We start from the raw sequence: 14,812 nt of genomic DNA, 5'->3' as shown, positions 1-14,812 counted from the left end.
AAGAAATGAGGTTGGCAACAGAGCAAATTCTAAATCGATGTATTGAAAAATAATTCGTAAACCGTTTTTTATGAGAGGATTAGAATTAAAATTCGGATAGTAAATTTAATGATAAAATTTCGAAAACGGAGATTTTCTATTTGCAATTGTATTGGATTTCTTTCAGATGAAATTTTCCGTATGTGAATTTCCCATCGGGGTAATACCAAACGGCTTCTCCGTAACTCATCAGTTTAATTCCGTTAACGCTTTTATAATCTGAAACCGGTGTGGAAAACGGGTATTGTTTTCCGTCTGCCATTGCTGTCCGGTCATCTGAAATAAAATTGACGAGATGACCTTTTTCATTAAAGTACAATCGGGCTGAAATTCGGCTTTCTTTATTGGTGAAAGTTGCTTTAACTGTTTTGTCATCAATGAATTGCCATTGGATTCGCTTGTCGATTAACGTTGCCGGAGCCAATAAACACATGTCATTGAAAAGCGTAACGGTTTCGGTTTTGTCCATTACAGCACCTGAATGTCTGATAATAGGGAAGATACCAAACAGTTTTATGTTCATTGCTGCTTTTCCATCCTGATATTTGTGATAACCGGGAACGGTAAGTCCGAACATTTTTCCCTTCATGAAAAAGAGTCGGCTAGGCTCTTCAAAAAAATTGTACTGTTCTGAAGTGAACGGAAAATACCTTTTTCCATTCTCTCTCATTTCGCCTTCGAAAACAACCCGCATATTTTTTACTTTGGGTTTGTTTATTGCTCCTGCGTATTTCAGGTAGTTCTGAACAACGAGAGGAAGGTGTTTTATGTCATTTTGCGTGAGTATTTCAGTTTTCTTTGAATTCGAAATGGTTATACTTTTTTTTGTGTCATTTTTAAAATCGTTTTCGAAACGGATACTTCCGTAGGAAAGAATCACTATTATCAAAAGAAAAATGTTAATTAGAGCACCGAATTTGGCGTATTTCCATGTTTTGAAAATAAGGATTTGAGAAATAATCAGTGCAATAACAGAGAGCAGAATCCAAAAATCATTTTTAAGAAGAAGTAAAACTGCAGAAAGAATAAAAAGTACGGAATCCAACAACCACAAAATACCGATTGGCTTTGAAATTTCATCTTTAATTTGCGTTATCTTTCCGTAATGAAAAGCCTTGGCAAATCCCATCAAATGGATTAATCCGTGGAGAATGAGCAGTATTGCCAGCAGGAATTTCATCATTACAATTTACGACAAAAACGGATTTATTTCTCACAAAATCTTCAGTTTTCAAAGATAAGTTTTGAAAAATCGATTTTGATTCCGTTTAAAATACCATGATTTATGTGTTTAATATGTGTCTCATAATCAGTGGTTTGTTTTAAATTTTGATAGAATTATTAGATGTCCGTAAATTTTTAGTGAAGGTTTTTACCTAAAACTCAACCCGCTTAAAGATGCTGCCAAAGCAATGCTTATCAATTTCCGATTTTTAATATTCTCATTGCTCCTCGAATAACTAAAATAAAAACAATGATTCCTATAATCAAGTCTGGTTTATTTGAGTTTAGTAAATTCACCATAATTCCGGCTACTATTACACCAAAATTTATTATTACATCGTTTGATGTGAAAATCAGACTTGCTTTTATATGAGCTTGTTCTTTGCTTTTGGACTTTTGAAGAAGATAAAGACAAATTCCGTTTGCTATAAGCGCAAAAGATGAAACGATAATCATTACAGTAAAGTCAGGGAGTTTTTCTACATAAAAAAAGCGCCTTAAGACTTCAAAAAATCCAATTATTGCCAGTGTTATTTGAAAATATCCGGCAAGTTTGGCTATTTGTTTTTTTCTTATCTGAGTTGTACCAACTGCAAAGAGACTTATTCCGTATACAAATGAGTCTGCAAGCATATCCAGGCTGTCAGCAATAAGTCCCATTGATCTGGAAATAATTCCTGTTGCTACCTCTATTAAAAAGAAAAGAAAATTAATGATCAGAACCGTCCAAAGAAGTTCTTTTTGATTTGCATTTTCGGTAAACTCCGTTTGGGAGGTACTTTCAGTTACTAGTTTGCGATCGCCTAAATTCAGTTCACTGATAGACTTTTCGATTTGTTCAATCTGTCCAATGTGAAATACTATTAATTTTCGGTTTGGAATATCAAAATCGAGATGTTTAATATTTGATAATCCATCCAATTTCATTCGGATTAAATTTTCCTCTGAAGGACAATCCATTTTGGTTATTACAAATATTGATTTTTGCATTCAATTCCTGTTTTTTTTTTTACAATTGAAACAACTCTCAAATAGCCTGATATTTAAATTTTTGAGTATTCAACAAATATGAAAATCCGTCCGGTTATACTAACCAAGCGGATTTTATTTTATCAACAAATATGTATTAAAATTCTTCCGTTGTCGAAATTAAGCCTTTCGTGACTCAGGCAAAGGAACAAATTCAGTTTCGCCCGGTACTTTCGGAAAAGATTGGTTTTCCCAGTCGATTTTGGCTTTTTCGATTCGTTTTTTGCTTGAGGAAACGAAGTTCCAGTATATGAAACGTTCTTCGGGAAATGGCTCGCCTCCGAAAATATAAACCGTAGTGTTTTCGCCCACTTCGAATTCACAGAGCTTGCTGTCTTTGGCAATCAGAATCTGCTTCGGTTCAAAAATAGTATTTTCACTTTTTATATTTCCTTCGAGAATATACAAGGCACTTTCGCCAAATAAATCATCTCCAATTTTTACTTTCTGTGCTGTAGTACTTTTTATCTCAATAAAGTAGAGCGGACTGTAAACAGGTACCGGCGATTTTCTTCCGAAAGCTTCCCCGGCTATGAGTTTAAAAGAGAGCCCGTCCTGCTCCCAGTGCGGAATGTCTTGTTCTTCAACATGGGTGAAATTTGGTTCCATTTCCTCCAATTCTTTCGGAAGGGCAACCCAAATTTGCAATCCGTGCAGCATTTTTTCCAATTCTCTTATATCATGGGGTGTTCTTTCAGAATGTACAATTCCCTTACCGGCCGTCATCCAGTTCACGGCACCGGGCCTGATTACCATTTCGGTTCCCAGACTGTCCTTGTGCATGATACTTCCTGCAAAAAGATAGGTGAGGGTGGAAAGCCCGATATGAGGATGCGGCGGAACGTCAAAATTTTCAAGCTCACTTAAATAAGTTGGCCCCATATGGTCTATAAAGGCAAACGGACCCACAGTTCGTTTTTCACGGAAGGGCAAAAGTCGTCCCACCATAAAGTTCCCGATATCGGCGGCACGTTCCTCAATGATTAATTGTACATTGGACATAGGCTTTTTTTTCTTATAAAGTTAAGAACTTATTCGTCAAATCCTTTAAAATTTTCATCCACAATTCGTTTCCACTCCGGATGTCGTTTAATATAGGCGAAAACCAACGGACAGAGCGGAATAAGCTTGAAATTGTTTTCCTCAACATAGGCTAATGTTTTTTCAATCACAGCTGTTGCAGTACCTTTTCCTTCCAATTCGGGCTCTGTTTCGGTGTGGATCAACGTTATGGTGTGCGGTCGTTCTTTGTAAACGATAAAAGCTTTGTGTCCTTCAACAGTAATTTCAAACTGAAGCAATTCTTCGTTTTTGACTAATGGAATTTCTAAATATTCAGGTTTCATTTTTAGATTTTTAGATTTTTGGAATTTGGTTATTGGTGGATTCGGTTATTTAGAATTTAGATTAATTAATCCGCAAGATATCCGAATTTTCCGTTGTTGAAGTCATCAATGGCCTGAATGATTTCTTCGCGGGTATTCATCACGAAAGGACCGTGAGGAAAAATAGGTTCGTTGATCGGATCGCCGCTTAAAACTAATACAATTGCGTTTTCAAGTGCTTCAATGGAGAATTCCTCTCCCTGGTTTTCAAACAGGACGAAATGATCGGTTGGAACTACTTCATCTTCATTTACTTTTATGCTTCCTTCGATAACCAGTAAAGCGGTGTTATAATTTCCAGGAAACGAGAATGTTGCTTTTCCGCCTTCATTTAGTTTTGCATTTTGCATGTGAACAGGTGTGAATGTTGATGCAGGTCCTTTCACATCGTTATAGTTACCAGCAATCACTTCTATAAATCCGGCATTGTCAGCAAGTTCGTAACGTCCCATCTGAGCATTGGTAATTGCCTGGTATTTAGGAGTCGACATCTTATCTTTAGCCGGTAAATTTACCCATAACTGCACCATCTGAAATTCGCCCCCGGTTTTACTGAATTCCTCTTCATGGTATTCTTTATGTAAAACACCTGAAGCTGCCGTCATCCATTGTACGTCGCCTTCACCAATAATTCCGCCACCTCCGGCACTGTCGTGATGTGCGACTTTTCCTTTGTAGGCAATGGTTACGGTTTCAAAACCTCTGTGCGGATGTACGCCGACTCCTTTCGGAATTTCTGAAGGAGGAAAATTGTACTTGGAGTTGTAATCCAGCATGATAAACGGACTCATACGTTCCATCTCCAAATGATAACCACTCGGAATAAAATTGTGTACCCTGAAACCATCACCAACGAAATGCGGAGTTTTTGGCGCTGCTACTAATTCGATATTTTTTGTTGCCATTGCTTTTTCTTTTAAGTTGTTACACAAAGTTACTTCACAATACTACCGAAATTACTTAATTTAGATTAAGAAATGATACAAAAAAAGCTGTAGTTTCCCACAGCTTTTAAATTATATTCAAAATTAATTAATCACATTGTAAACCAGGTACAGAAGGAGCCAATTCTAATCCGTCTCCATTTTTAATAGACCAGTCTCCGGTAATAATTCCTCCGTTGTTGGTCGAATTCCAAGTGATACGAATAGTGATGGTTTCGCATTCCGAAACAGGTCCTTCCACTTTGATAATACGATTCGAACTTCCGCCCGGAGTGGATTGTGTAATTTCTAAATTTTCGTTTGAAACAGTTACTACTGCATCTGCTCCTGTAAAATTGGTTAAACCACCCTGAATTTTGATATACTCCTGATCGGCATCGGTTGTAAAAGTATATACGGCTTCTCTGGTATCATCACAGGATATCGCTTCACCTGTAAATGAGGTTGCACAACCATCATCGCAAATTCCGATTAATTCATAATTTACAAGGAAATCGACTGGATTACCACCACCTCCAACTACTCTAAGTCTAAAACTAATCGGAGTGCATGGTTGCCAGCCGTTTGCCAAAGGATAAGAATAGGATCTCGAAGAGTTTGCAGCAACATTCCCTGACAGCACGGAATTCCAAACTCCAGTAGTCTCATTATAAATTTGTAAATTGCTCCACTGTCGAGAACTTTGTACTTCCACAAAAAAATGCGTTTCTGTGTTATAATATTTAATTTCAACTGTTTTACTGGTTTGACCAGTTGCTGGTACGGTTTGCAAATCCGTAGTTGGGTAGTAGTGCGGGGCCTCGGCATCAATACAATTGTCTCTACAATTTCCACTTGCAACTGCTAAGGAAGTGGTTGTTTCTAAATTGCTGTTTCTACTTGTGATTTCTTCTTCCTGACAAGCAGTAAAGAAAATCGGTAATGTTAGCAAGCAAAAAATAGCCAGCTTACGCTTTAGGTAAGTAAATTTCTTCATAGGTTAGTTTTTTAATTGTTAATTGCATGTTAAAAATATTTTTATTTATCTGTTAAAATTCATTTTTAATGAATTAGTCGTTGATTTTGATGATTTTTACGATTAAATGCTTAAATAAAGTTTTGTTTAAATTAAAAATAATTTATAAAAAAAACAGGAGTGATCTTTTTAAGACTAAAAAATCAATATGAGTGCAAGGAAGTAGCAGATTAACAAAAAAATTGTACTTTTACGCACCAAACCCAACACTTCATTTATGAGTCAAAAAGTATTGCTCACTTCAAAAGAAGTCAATATCATTCTGCATCGTTTGGCCTGTCAGTTAATCGAAAAACATTTCGATTTTTCAAACACTATTCTTATCGGAATTCAGCCTCGTGGTAAATATCTGGCCGAGAGAATAAAACAACTGCTGGAAGAAGAGTATAACATTAAAAATGTTCCGCTTGGATTTTTGGATATTACGTTTTTCAGGGACGATTTCCGAAGAACCGAAAAACCTGTTGAGGCCAATAAAACCCAAATCGACTTTTTGGTGGAAGATAAAAAAGTGGTTTTCATAGACGATGTTTTATACACCGGAAGAAGCATCCGTGCGGCCCTGACTGCGATTCAATCGTTCGGAAGACCATCAGGAATCGAACTTTTAACGCTTATCGACAGACGTTTCAGCCGTGATTTACCGATTCAGCCCGATTATCGCGGAAGACAGGTAGATGCGATTAACAACGAAAAAGTTATCGTAAACTGGAAGGAAAACGACGGAGTGGATCAAGTGCTTTTAGTAGCCAAAACAACAAACAACTAAGAATTACAACAACACAACAATACTGATGAAAGAGCTAAGCGTCAATCATTTACTTGGAATAAAATATATCAATAAAAGTGATATTGATTTAATTTTCGAAACTGCCGATCAGTTCAAGGAAGTAATCAATCGTCCGATTAAAAAAGTTCCTTCATTACAACACATTACCATTGCCAACATCTTTTTTGAAGACAGTACGCGTACCAAACTTTCATTTGAATTGGCACAGAAACGTCTTTCAGCTGATGTAATGAGTTTTTCAGTGGCACAATCATCGGTTAAAAAAGGAGAAACTCTTATTGATACCGTAAACAACATCTTGTCGATGAAAGTGGATATGGTGGTAATGCGTCATAAAAACCCAGGAGCGGCTCACTTCTTATCACAAAATGTTAAAGCAAGTATTGTTAACGCTGGAGACGGTGCTCATGAACATCCTACGCAGGCGTTGCTTGACAGTTATTCCATTAGAGAAAAATTGGGTGAAGTAGGCGGGAAGAAAGTGGTAATTGTGGGTGATGTTTTACATTCGCGTGTAGCACTTTCCAACATCTTTGCACTACAAATGCAGGGAGCTGAAGTTATGGTTTGCGGACCAAAAACGCTGATTCCAAGATACATTGAGTCGTTAGGTGTAAAATACGAGCCAAATTTGCGTAAGGCCTTGGAATGGTGTGATGTAGCAAATATGCTTCGTGTTCAGAACGAACGTTTGGATGTGAACTATTTTCCGTCAACAAGAGAATATGCACAACAATACGGTGTGGATAAGGCATTACTCGATTCATTAAGCAAAGAAATAGTAATAATGCACCCGGGACCAATCAACAGAGGAGTTGAGATAACTTCGGATGTGGCGGATTCATCACAATCGGTTATTTTAAATCAGGTGGAAAATGGGGTAGCGGTTCGAATGGCCGTAATTTATTTACTGGCTCAGAAGATAAAGTAAGTCTGAAAGTCGGATGTCAGAAAGTTGTTGAGATGAAAAAATCTCAGTAACTTAGCAACTCAGCCACTAAGCAACTTAAAAATGAAAGTAGATCATAAAATCCACACCACGATAATTAAAGATACCGAAGGTAATGTTTCGGAATTCCTTAAAAAAGTTACTGACCAATACGAGTCTTTTAAAGAACGTAACCTTATTTTGGATGTATCCCATGATAAATCAGCAGATGTAAAAGCAATTAAAACCTTTGCAGATTTGTCTAAAAAACATAAGAAAGCTAAGAAATCATTCGTAATCGTAGCTGATAATATCGATTTTAATGATGTTCCGGCTTCATTGTTAGTGGTGCCGACACTTTTAGAAGCACACGACATGATTGAAATGGAAGAAATCGAACGTGATTTAGGATTTTAACAATTAACAATTGATAATTAGTAATTGATAATTCTTTGTAATTGTTAATTATCAATTATCAACTATCAATTAGAATGAAACTAACAATCCTGGGCTGCTATGCGGCAACTCCACGAACGATAACGAATCCGACTTCACAGGTTCTGGAAATAAAAAACCGCATGTTCTTAATTGATTGCGGAGAAGGAACTCAGGTACAGCTTCGAAAGAATAAAATCAAATTTTCCCGTATAGAACATATCTTTATTTCACATCTTCACGGGGATCATTTTTATGGTTTGGTGGGATTGATTTCCACATTCATGTTGCTCAATCGTCAAACTGATTTACATGTTTACGGACCTAAAGGAATTAAAGAGATAATCCTTTTACAACTCAGATTATCAAATTCTTACACAGGGTATAATTTATATTTTCACGAATTGGAAAGCACCGAAAGTGAAGTGGTTTTTGAAGATGACAGGGTAATTGTAAAAACCATTCCGCTAAAGCACCGGGTATACACGAATGGGTATTTGTTTCAGGAAAAAAACCGCGAACGCAAACTCAATATCGACGCTATTTTGAATTACGACATTGAAACCGTTTATTATCAGAAAATAAAATACGGAGGTGATATTACCTTAGATGACGGAAGAGTAATTCCAAATGAAAAGCTCACTTTCGATCCGGAACCTTCGAAGAGTTATGCCTTTTGTTCGGATACGGTTTATGATGAAAGCATTGTTCCGATAATTGAAAATGCCACCGTTTTATATCACGAAAGTACGTTTCTCGATTCCGAGGAACATTTAGCTGAAAAAACCATGCATTGTACCGCAAAACAAGCCGCTGCAATTGCAAAAAAAGCTAATGTGGAGCAATTGGTTTTAGGACATTATTCCACGCGGTATGATTCCATTGAGCGATTCAGGAAAGAAGCCGAAACCGTTTTTCAGAATATTCTCCTCGCTGATGATGGAAGGGAATTTGAGTTCTAGACAACTTAGAATGTTAGAAAATTAGAATTTTTAGAATTTTTTAATAAAGAAATTTCGAAAAAAAACTATTAAGTTTATATTCATTAGAATTATCAATAAGTAACCAAAGTTTCTAAGTAGTCCAATAATCTAAGAAATCTAACAATCTAAGAAGTCTAAAAAAATGTCCGATCTAAGCAATTACCGAAAGTCATACGAAAAAAGCGAACTATTGGAAACCACAATTCCGGAAGACCCTATGAATTTATTTCACCGTTGGTTTTATGAATCCGAAGACTTGGGAGGAATAGAAGAGGTGAATGCCATGACCGTTTCCACAATTGGCCTTGATGGGTTTCCGAAAGCGAGAGTCGTTTTACTCAAAAAGTTTAATGAAGAAGGATTTATTTTCTACACCAATTATAATTCCGAAAAAGGAAAGGCGCTGGAACAAAACCCAAATGTTTGTTTGTCTTTTTTCTGGAATTCTATGGAACGTCAGGTTATTATTAAAGGTGTAGCTGAAAAAACTCCGGAAAATGTTTCGGATAATTATTTTGACAGTCGTCCTGACGGAAGTAAGTTAGGCGCTATAGTTTCTGCTCAAAGTGACGTTATTCCCTCAAGGGATTTCCTGGAGAACAACCTTAAAGAACTTGAAAAGGAATATCAGAATAAAGAAATTCTTCGTCCGAAACATTGGGGAGGCTATCTGGTCAGACCTATTTCGGTGGAATTTTGGCAAGGTCGTCCTAATCGTCTTCATGATCGTATTCGCTATCAGTTGCTAGAAGATTATAATTGGAAAATTGAAAGACTTTCTCCTTAAAATTACAGTATGTAAAATTTAAATGTTAAAATTTAAAGCATTTCATCGATATTATTTGCAGATAGTCGATTAATGTGTAAATTTACTTTAGTAATCAAGCAGTTATAATAATTAATTGTTTAAAAAACTAAGAACAACATTTAAATTTTAATTTTATGAAGATGTCTTTTTTTCGCCCCTTATCTTTTATGGCACTTCTTTTCGTTTTAACTTCTTGTTCAACAGACAGTGAAGAGGGAACATCTCAAAATTCAGCTTCGGCAAATTATATTGTTGATAACGAATATAACTACAGCCAGATTGAATTGGATGTTGCTAACCTTATTAACCAACACCGTTTAAGTAAAGGTTTAAATCCACTTGAAAAAATAAATCATATTTCTAATGTTTCCGAAAGTCACGATGAATATATGATTTCGATCAATACGTTAACACACGCCCTTTTTGCCCAAAGAGAGGAAAATTTGAGAACTGCTTTGGGAGCCGTAGCTGTAGGTGAAAATATTGCCTACAATTATTCTACCGCACAATCCGTGGTTGACGCATGGATTAACAGTCCGGCTCATAAAGCAAACATGGAAGGTAATTATACTCATTTCGGAATTTCTGTGAGAATAGATAATGATGGAAAAAAGTATTTTACCAACCTGTTTATCAGAAAATAACATGATTATAATATGTGTTTAGTTTCTGGGTTTAAATAATCCAAAATGAAAAAGCATCAGCCAAGGCCGATGCTTTTTTTATTAAACGTATTGAAATAAAAAGAATGAAACTATTCCATGCTAAGCACAATAAATTCACTTCGTCTGTTTTTTTGATGGTCTTCTTCAGAGCATTTAACGCCATCTGAACAACCATTTATCAATTGTGATTCTCCGTATCCTTTTGCAGACAATCTGCTTCGATCGATACCGTTTTTAACCATATATTCTAAAGTTGATTTTGCTCTGCGATCTGAAAGTCGTTCATTGTATTTATGCGGTGCACGACTGTCTGTATGCGAACGGATATCTACCTTCATGGTTGGGTATTTTTGCATAACGGCAATAATTTTCTCTAAATCCACAGCGGCATCCGGGCGAATATTCCATTTGTCCAAATCAAAGTAAATTATGCTGATGTCCAGTACTTTTGCAAGATCAATTCCGGGAACAATCGGTACCACTTTTTTCTCTAAGGCGATATCGGCTCTGGATTCACCTGAAGTCATTGGTATCATAACAGGTATTTCTTTTGTTTCATAATCCTGATATTCTGCTCTTACGTAATATTTTTTATCGCAATCAATATTTTCTTCAAAAGAAAATTCACCATTTGCATTTGCTTCCGTGGATTTAATCAGTTCCATATCTGAATTAAACAAAGATACTTTTGCTGATGGCAGGCGTAACAGGGATAGTATGTCTGAAACTGTTCCTTTGATTATCTGCGCACAAACGTTTTCCTTGAACTTGTAAATATCATCAGATCCCGCTCCGCCATCTCTGTTTGAAGTGAAATATCCGATATTCGTTTTGGTGTTCACAATGTAACCGAAATCATCTTTAGGACTGTTTACCGGTGCTCCGACATTTTTTATCGAAGTAAAAGTTCCGTCTTTATTCATTTTGGATTCGAAAACATCAAGACCTCCGATTCCCAAATGATCATCCGAAGAGAAGTACAATACATTTTTTTCCGTGATGAAGGGAAATGTTTCTCTCAGCGGTGAATTAATACTGCTTCCCAAATTTTCAGGAGTTCCGAAAGTTCCGTCTGAGTTAATCGCGACTTTGAAAATGTCTGATGCTCCCAAAGTTCCCGGCATATCCGATGAAAAGTACAGTGTTTTTTCATCCGGACTCAAAGCAGGGTGGGCCACACTGTAATTATCATTATTAAACGGAAGTTCTTTTATATCCTGCCATTTTCCGTCCTTTAAAGTTGCTTTGAAGACTTTAAGTTTCGTTACCTTATCCTCACTTTTTCCTTTTTTTCCGTCAAAAAAATTGTTTCTGGTAAAATAAACGGTGTTACCGTCTTTCGTGAAAACAGGTGTTGCTTCATGAAATTTGGAATCCAGGTCTTTTGAAAATTCCTGTGTTTCACTTAATTTACCGTCTTCAGCCATTTTTGCCGTATAAAGTTTCGTAAAATATTGCCCTGTCCAATTGTGTTTTTTCTGAAAAACGTCTTTGTTTTTTCTAGCTGAAGTGAAAATAACATCAGAACCTTTAAACATGGAGCCGTAATCAGAATACTCTGTATTGATATCACCGGCATTTTCAACTTTATATCTGTCGGAATCTTTTCGTAATTCTGCCAGATAATCTTTGTTGTTTACTAATTCTGCTCCGGAAGGATTGTTCGTTTTCTGATAGAATTTCATCAGATACTCATCGGCTTTGTCGTAATTCCCGACAGCTTTTAATGATTGTGCATATCTGAAATAATATTCGGCAGGAACATCAGCAGCTTCTGGCATCGCAAACAATTGGGTATACCATTTTTCCGCTTTATCATACTCCCCGTTAAAGTAATAGGCATTTCCAAGTTTCTCGAATAAATTTACGGACTTATGACCTTTCTCGGCAACTTTTTCATACACTTCAATCGCGTCTATATAAGCATAATTGTTGTATTTTTTGTCACCCTTTGCTTGTTTCCCAATTTGAGAATATACATTACCAATACTGAAAATGGCAATTATAAGTAGTACTTTGATTTTCATAACTGTTCAATTTAGAAGAAACGAGGAGTTAACATTTTGGAATTATTGAACAATTCAAATCTCAGGAAAATCTCATGAGAACCCGAATTATAATTCTGTAAATCAGTAGTTTCCATATCATACGCATATCCTAGGAAGACTGAGTTTGATATTTGAAATCCGGCCATGGCACTCCAGGCTGCATCCCATCTGTAGGCTGCTCCCAGAGTTAGTTTGTCATAAATTAAAAAATTTAAAGATGCATCTCCCTGTAATGGAGCTCCTTCAGCTGCTTTCATAAGTATTGAAGGTTTGATCTTTAAGTTACTCCCAACATCAAAGACATATCCGGTAATGAAATAGTAGTGCAATTTCTCTTGTGTAATCGAAACGGAATTGTCTTCGTAATGATTCGTCTCAAAGAAATTAGGCACTGATAAACCGGCATAGAATTTATCGGAATACAAATAAATACCTGCACCTACATTCGGACTGGCATCGTTATCAAGATTCTGTAACCGAGGATCATTCGGATTTTGTATGTTTAATTTATTAGGATCAATACTGAAAAGATTGGCTGTTCCTTTTAATCCGAAGGCCAGTTTGTAATTTTCCGACATTTGGATGAAATAAGACAGGTCTGCGGATATATTACTTTCATTTGCGGGGCCAATTTTATCATTAACAAAGGACAAACCTATCCCGAAACTGGAATCGCCTATGGGTGAGTTTATTGAAAAAGCACTTGTTGTAGGCGCTCCGTCCAATCCAACCCATTGGGCTCTGTACAATCCGAAGATACTCAGAACCTCGCGAGAACCGGCATATGCAGGATTTATGGTAATGGTATTATACATATATTGTGTATACTGAGAGTCTTGTTGAGCATAACACATCATACCTATTAATCCTAAAACGAGTGTTGTTAATTTTGTTTTCATGTTCACTAATTTAAGTTAATTTAGTAAAATAATTAATAGTAGTATGAGAATTATCTGCTTAAATATAAATAACCAGATTTGTCATGCCAGTTTCCACCTTCATTATCTTTGTATTTCAAGACATAGAAATAGGTCCCTCCCGGAAGCATTTCGTTTTTGTTTAATGTTGATCTTCCTTCCGATTTTCCGCTGAAAACAACAGAGGTATTGTTATATCCGGATTTGTCGAATACCAATATTCCCCATCGGTTGTATATCTGAACGTTGTTTTCTAGGTAACATTCTATACCTTCAATAACAAGAACATCATTCTGACCGTCATCATCAGGTGAAAAACCATTGAACACATTTATCGTACATTCGGCCAAAACTCCACAATTGTTAACCACATGAACGTAGAATTCCAATTTTCTCGGACATGATGATTGTTCTGTTGTAAGTATGTATTGAAGTGTATAATAACCAACACCTAATTGTGTAACGTTTAACGTGTTGTTTGCATGATTGATTGTGTTTCCAGGTATATTTACTCCAACCCATTGTCCGCCCGGTTCCGTTCCTGCCGGAAGGAGTGACATTAAATTGAAATTGGCATAGGCAGTATCGTTTTTACACAGATCCGGATTATCGGCACTGAAAAAGTTTCCTACAGTAACATGTACGGTTTGTGTAATCACTGTTGAATTACCGCATGTATCTGTAACTGTCCAGGTTCTTATCAGATCATAAGTTTCCTGAGTTATTGATCCCTGATCTACATGCTCCTCGAAAACAACCGTTACCTGTCCTCCGCAATTGTCTATAAATTGAAGCTCCGGCGGAGTAGGAATACTGGAACAGGCTGCGGTTAATTCTTCACTGAAGTCACCCGTTAAAGTCGGTGCAGTTTCATCAGATACGGTTATGGTTTGTGACATGGACGATGTGTTTCTGCAATCGTCTGTAAATGTCCAAGTTCTGGTAATTACAAATGAATTAGGACAGTCGCCTTGCACTATTGAATCTACACTTTCAACTGAAATATTTCCTGAACAATTGTCCACGGCTGTCAATGAAACAGGCGCCGGAACTTCAGATGAACATGACAGATTCAAGTTTGCAGGTGCTTCAGGAAGGACAGGAGCAATTTGGTCTGATACAGTAATTGTCTGATTTGTCGAAGATGTGTTACCACAGGCATCTGTAAAAATCCAGGTTCTGACTACAGAGTATGAATTTGCGCATTCTCCGGTAGTAATTGTATCAGTACCCTGAACAGATATAATTCCGGTGCAATTATCGTCGGCAATTAAAGAAACCATAGCTGGGATTTCACTTGAGCAGGAAACGGTTATGTTTTCAGGAGTCTGACGAATAATTGGTATACCCACATCCTGAATATTTATGGTTTGTGATGTAGAAGAGCTGTTACCGCAACCGTCAATGGCAGTCCATGTTCTGGTTACCGAATAAGATCCTGCACATTCTCCGGGTGTTGTTACATCGGCGAAAGTAAGCGCAATCGGTAAACTACAATCGTCGGTAGCTACTGCTTGGACAAAGTCAGGTAACGATGGACAGTTTATAGTAGCAGGTTCAGGCAAAGCCGCAAATACAGGAGCGGTAATGTCTTGGAAATTA

15 protein-coding genes are annotated in these 14,812 nt (G+C 36.8%); 6 read left to right on the top strand and 9 right to left on the bottom strand.

The annotated features are described in order from the left end of the window. Nucleotides 1-136: 136 nt before the first annotated feature. From FLJC2902T_RS14935 to FLJC2902T_RS14910, 6 genes are all read right to left on the bottom strand, one after another. A complete protein-coding gene (locus FLJC2902T_RS14935) occupies nucleotides 137-1,222 on the bottom strand; it encodes a DUF6544 family protein (RefSeq protein ID WP_023580633.1) in 1,086 nt (361 codons plus the stop codon). Between the two features lie 236 nt (nucleotides 1,223-1,458). After that, nucleotides 1,459-2,253, bottom strand: coding sequence for a cation transporter (locus FLJC2902T_RS14930; protein ID WP_023580632.1), 795 nt, complete (start codon nucleotides 2,251-2,253; stop codon nucleotides 1,459-1,461). Nucleotides 2,254-2,412: 159 nt separating this feature from the next. Then, nucleotides 2,413-3,294 carry a pirin family protein gene (locus tag FLJC2902T_RS14925; RefSeq protein WP_023580631.1) on the bottom strand — a complete coding sequence of 294 codons (882 nt, stop codon included), beginning with the start codon at nucleotides 3,292-3,294 and terminating at the stop codon, nucleotides 2,413-2,415. Nucleotides 3,295-3,323: 29 nt separating this feature from the next. Beyond that, nucleotides 3,324-3,638: a GNAT family N-acetyltransferase gene (locus FLJC2902T_RS14920; RefSeq protein WP_023580630.1), complete on the bottom strand. Its 315-nt coding sequence runs from the start codon at nucleotides 3,636-3,638 to the stop codon at nucleotides 3,324-3,326. 65 nt (nucleotides 3,639-3,703) lie between these two features. After that, on the bottom strand, nucleotides 3,704-4,582 hold the full coding sequence (locus tag FLJC2902T_RS14915; protein ID WP_023580629.1) for a pirin family protein: 879 nt from the start codon (nucleotides 4,580-4,582) through the stop codon (nucleotides 3,704-3,706). Nucleotides 4,583-4,709: 127 nt separating this feature from the next. Then, entirely contained in the window at nucleotides 4,710-5,597 is an 888-nt protein-coding gene (locus FLJC2902T_RS14910) for a hypothetical protein (RefSeq protein WP_023580628.1), read from the bottom strand. Nucleotides 5,598-5,853: 256 nt separating this feature from the next. Here FLJC2902T_RS14910 and pyrR point away from each other — a divergent pair, with 256 nt between their 5' ends. The 6 genes from pyrR (at nucleotide 5,854) to FLJC2902T_RS14880 (ending at nucleotide 10,224) form a co-directional block, all read left to right on the top strand. Beyond that, nucleotides 5,854-6,405: a bifunctional pyr operon transcriptional regulator/uracil phosphoribosyltransferase PyrR gene (gene pyrR / locus FLJC2902T_RS14905; protein ID WP_023580627.1), complete on the top strand. Its 552-nt coding sequence runs from the start codon at nucleotides 5,854-5,856 to the stop codon at nucleotides 6,403-6,405. A 25-nt stretch (nucleotides 6,406-6,430) separates the two neighbouring features. After that, complete coding sequence (locus FLJC2902T_RS14900; protein WP_023580626.1) at nucleotides 6,431-7,357, top strand: aspartate carbamoyltransferase catalytic subunit; 927 nt, start codon at nucleotides 6,431-6,433, stop codon at nucleotides 7,355-7,357. Between the two features lie 81 nt (nucleotides 7,358-7,438). Next, the gene (locus FLJC2902T_RS14895) at nucleotides 7,439-7,771 is read left to right on the top strand and encodes a hypothetical protein (protein ID WP_023580625.1); all 333 of its coding nucleotides are present in this window, start codon (nucleotides 7,439-7,441) and stop codon (nucleotides 7,769-7,771) included. A 74-nt stretch (nucleotides 7,772-7,845) separates the two neighbouring features. Beyond that, nucleotides 7,846-8,751, top strand: a complete 906-nt coding sequence (locus FLJC2902T_RS14890; RefSeq protein ID WP_023580624.1) for a ribonuclease Z — start codon at nucleotides 7,846-7,848, stop codon at nucleotides 8,749-8,751. Between the two features lie 163 nt (nucleotides 8,752-8,914). Continuing rightward, nucleotides 8,915-9,559: a pyridoxamine 5'-phosphate oxidase gene (gene pdxH, locus FLJC2902T_RS14885; RefSeq protein ID WP_023580623.1), complete on the top strand. Its 645-nt coding sequence runs from the start codon at nucleotides 8,915-8,917 to the stop codon at nucleotides 9,557-9,559. Between the two features lie 155 nt (nucleotides 9,560-9,714). Further along, nucleotides 9,715-10,224: a CAP domain-containing protein gene (locus FLJC2902T_RS14880; protein ID WP_023580622.1), complete on the top strand. Its 510-nt coding sequence runs from the start codon at nucleotides 9,715-9,717 to the stop codon at nucleotides 10,222-10,224. Nucleotides 10,225-10,334: 110 nt separating this feature from the next. Here the strand turns inward: FLJC2902T_RS14880 and FLJC2902T_RS14875 are convergent, their stop codons facing one another. The 3 genes from FLJC2902T_RS14875 to FLJC2902T_RS14865 all read right to left on the bottom strand — a co-directional run. Then, entirely contained in the window at nucleotides 10,335-12,272 is a 1,938-nt protein-coding gene (locus FLJC2902T_RS14875) for an OmpA family protein (protein WP_023580621.1), read from the bottom strand. A gap of 11 nt (nucleotides 12,273-12,283) precedes the next feature. Further along, a complete protein-coding gene (locus tag FLJC2902T_RS14870; protein ID WP_035679136.1) occupies nucleotides 12,284-13,192 on the bottom strand; it encodes a PorP/SprF family type IX secretion system membrane protein in 909 nt (302 codons plus the stop codon). A 50-nt stretch (nucleotides 13,193-13,242) separates the two neighbouring features. After that, nucleotides 13,243-14,812, bottom strand: a 1,570-nt coding sequence (locus tag FLJC2902T_RS14865; protein WP_035679134.1) for a gliding motility-associated C-terminal domain-containing protein, incomplete at its 5' end; no start/stop codon positions are given.

The sequence above is a fragment of the Flavobacterium limnosediminis JC2902 genome (genome assembly GCF_000498535.1).
In the GTDB taxonomy this organism is placed as follows: Bacteria; Bacteroidota; Bacteroidia; order Flavobacteriales; family Flavobacteriaceae; genus Flavobacterium; species Flavobacterium limnosediminis.
The sequence above is the reverse complement of the archived record's forward strand: the minus strand, read 5'-3'. Positions and strand labels throughout refer to the sequence as shown.

Excerpts from the sequence above, each read along its gene's own strand:
- FLJC2902T_RS14935 (WP_023580633.1), bottom strand. The coding sequence starts at position 1,222 with ATGATGAAATTCCTGCTGGCAATACTGCTCATTCTCCACGGATTAATC.
- FLJC2902T_RS14930 (WP_023580632.1), bottom strand. The coding sequence starts at position 2,253 with ATGCAAAAATCAATATTTGTAATAACCAAAATGGATTGTCCTTCAGAG.
- FLJC2902T_RS14925 (WP_023580631.1), bottom strand. The coding sequence starts at position 3,294 with ATGTCCAATGTACAATTAATCATTGAGGAACGTGCCGCCGATATCGGG.
- FLJC2902T_RS14920 (WP_023580630.1), bottom strand. The coding sequence starts at position 3,638 with ATGAAACCTGAATATTTAGAAATTCCATTAGTCAAAAACGAAGAATTG.
- FLJC2902T_RS14915 (WP_023580629.1), bottom strand. The coding sequence starts at position 4,582 with ATGGCAACAAAAAATATCGAATTAGTAGCAGCGCCAAAAACTCCGCAT.
- FLJC2902T_RS14910 (WP_023580628.1), bottom strand. The coding sequence starts at position 5,597 with ATGAAGAAATTTACTTACCTAAAGCGTAAGCTGGCTATTTTTTGCTTG.
- pyrR (WP_023580627.1), top strand. The coding sequence starts at position 5,854 with ATGAGTCAAAAAGTATTGCTCACTTCAAAAGAAGTCAATATCATTCTG.
- FLJC2902T_RS14900 (WP_023580626.1), top strand. The coding sequence starts at position 6,431 with ATGAAAGAGCTAAGCGTCAATCATTTACTTGGAATAAAATATATCAAT.
- FLJC2902T_RS14895 (WP_023580625.1), top strand. The coding sequence starts at position 7,439 with ATGAAAGTAGATCATAAAATCCACACCACGATAATTAAAGATACCGAA.
- FLJC2902T_RS14890 (WP_023580624.1), top strand. The coding sequence starts at position 7,846 with ATGAAACTAACAATCCTGGGCTGCTATGCGGCAACTCCACGAACGATA.
- pdxH (WP_023580623.1), top strand. The coding sequence starts at position 8,915 with ATGTCCGATCTAAGCAATTACCGAAAGTCATACGAAAAAAGCGAACTA.
- FLJC2902T_RS14880 (WP_023580622.1), top strand. The coding sequence starts at position 9,715 with ATGAAGATGTCTTTTTTTCGCCCCTTATCTTTTATGGCACTTCTTTTC.
- FLJC2902T_RS14875 (WP_023580621.1), bottom strand. The coding sequence starts at position 12,272 with ATGAAAATCAAAGTACTACTTATAATTGCCATTTTCAGTATTGGTAAT.
- FLJC2902T_RS14870 (WP_035679136.1), bottom strand. The coding sequence starts at position 13,192 with ATGAAAACAAAATTAACAACACTCGTTTTAGGATTAATAGGTATGATG.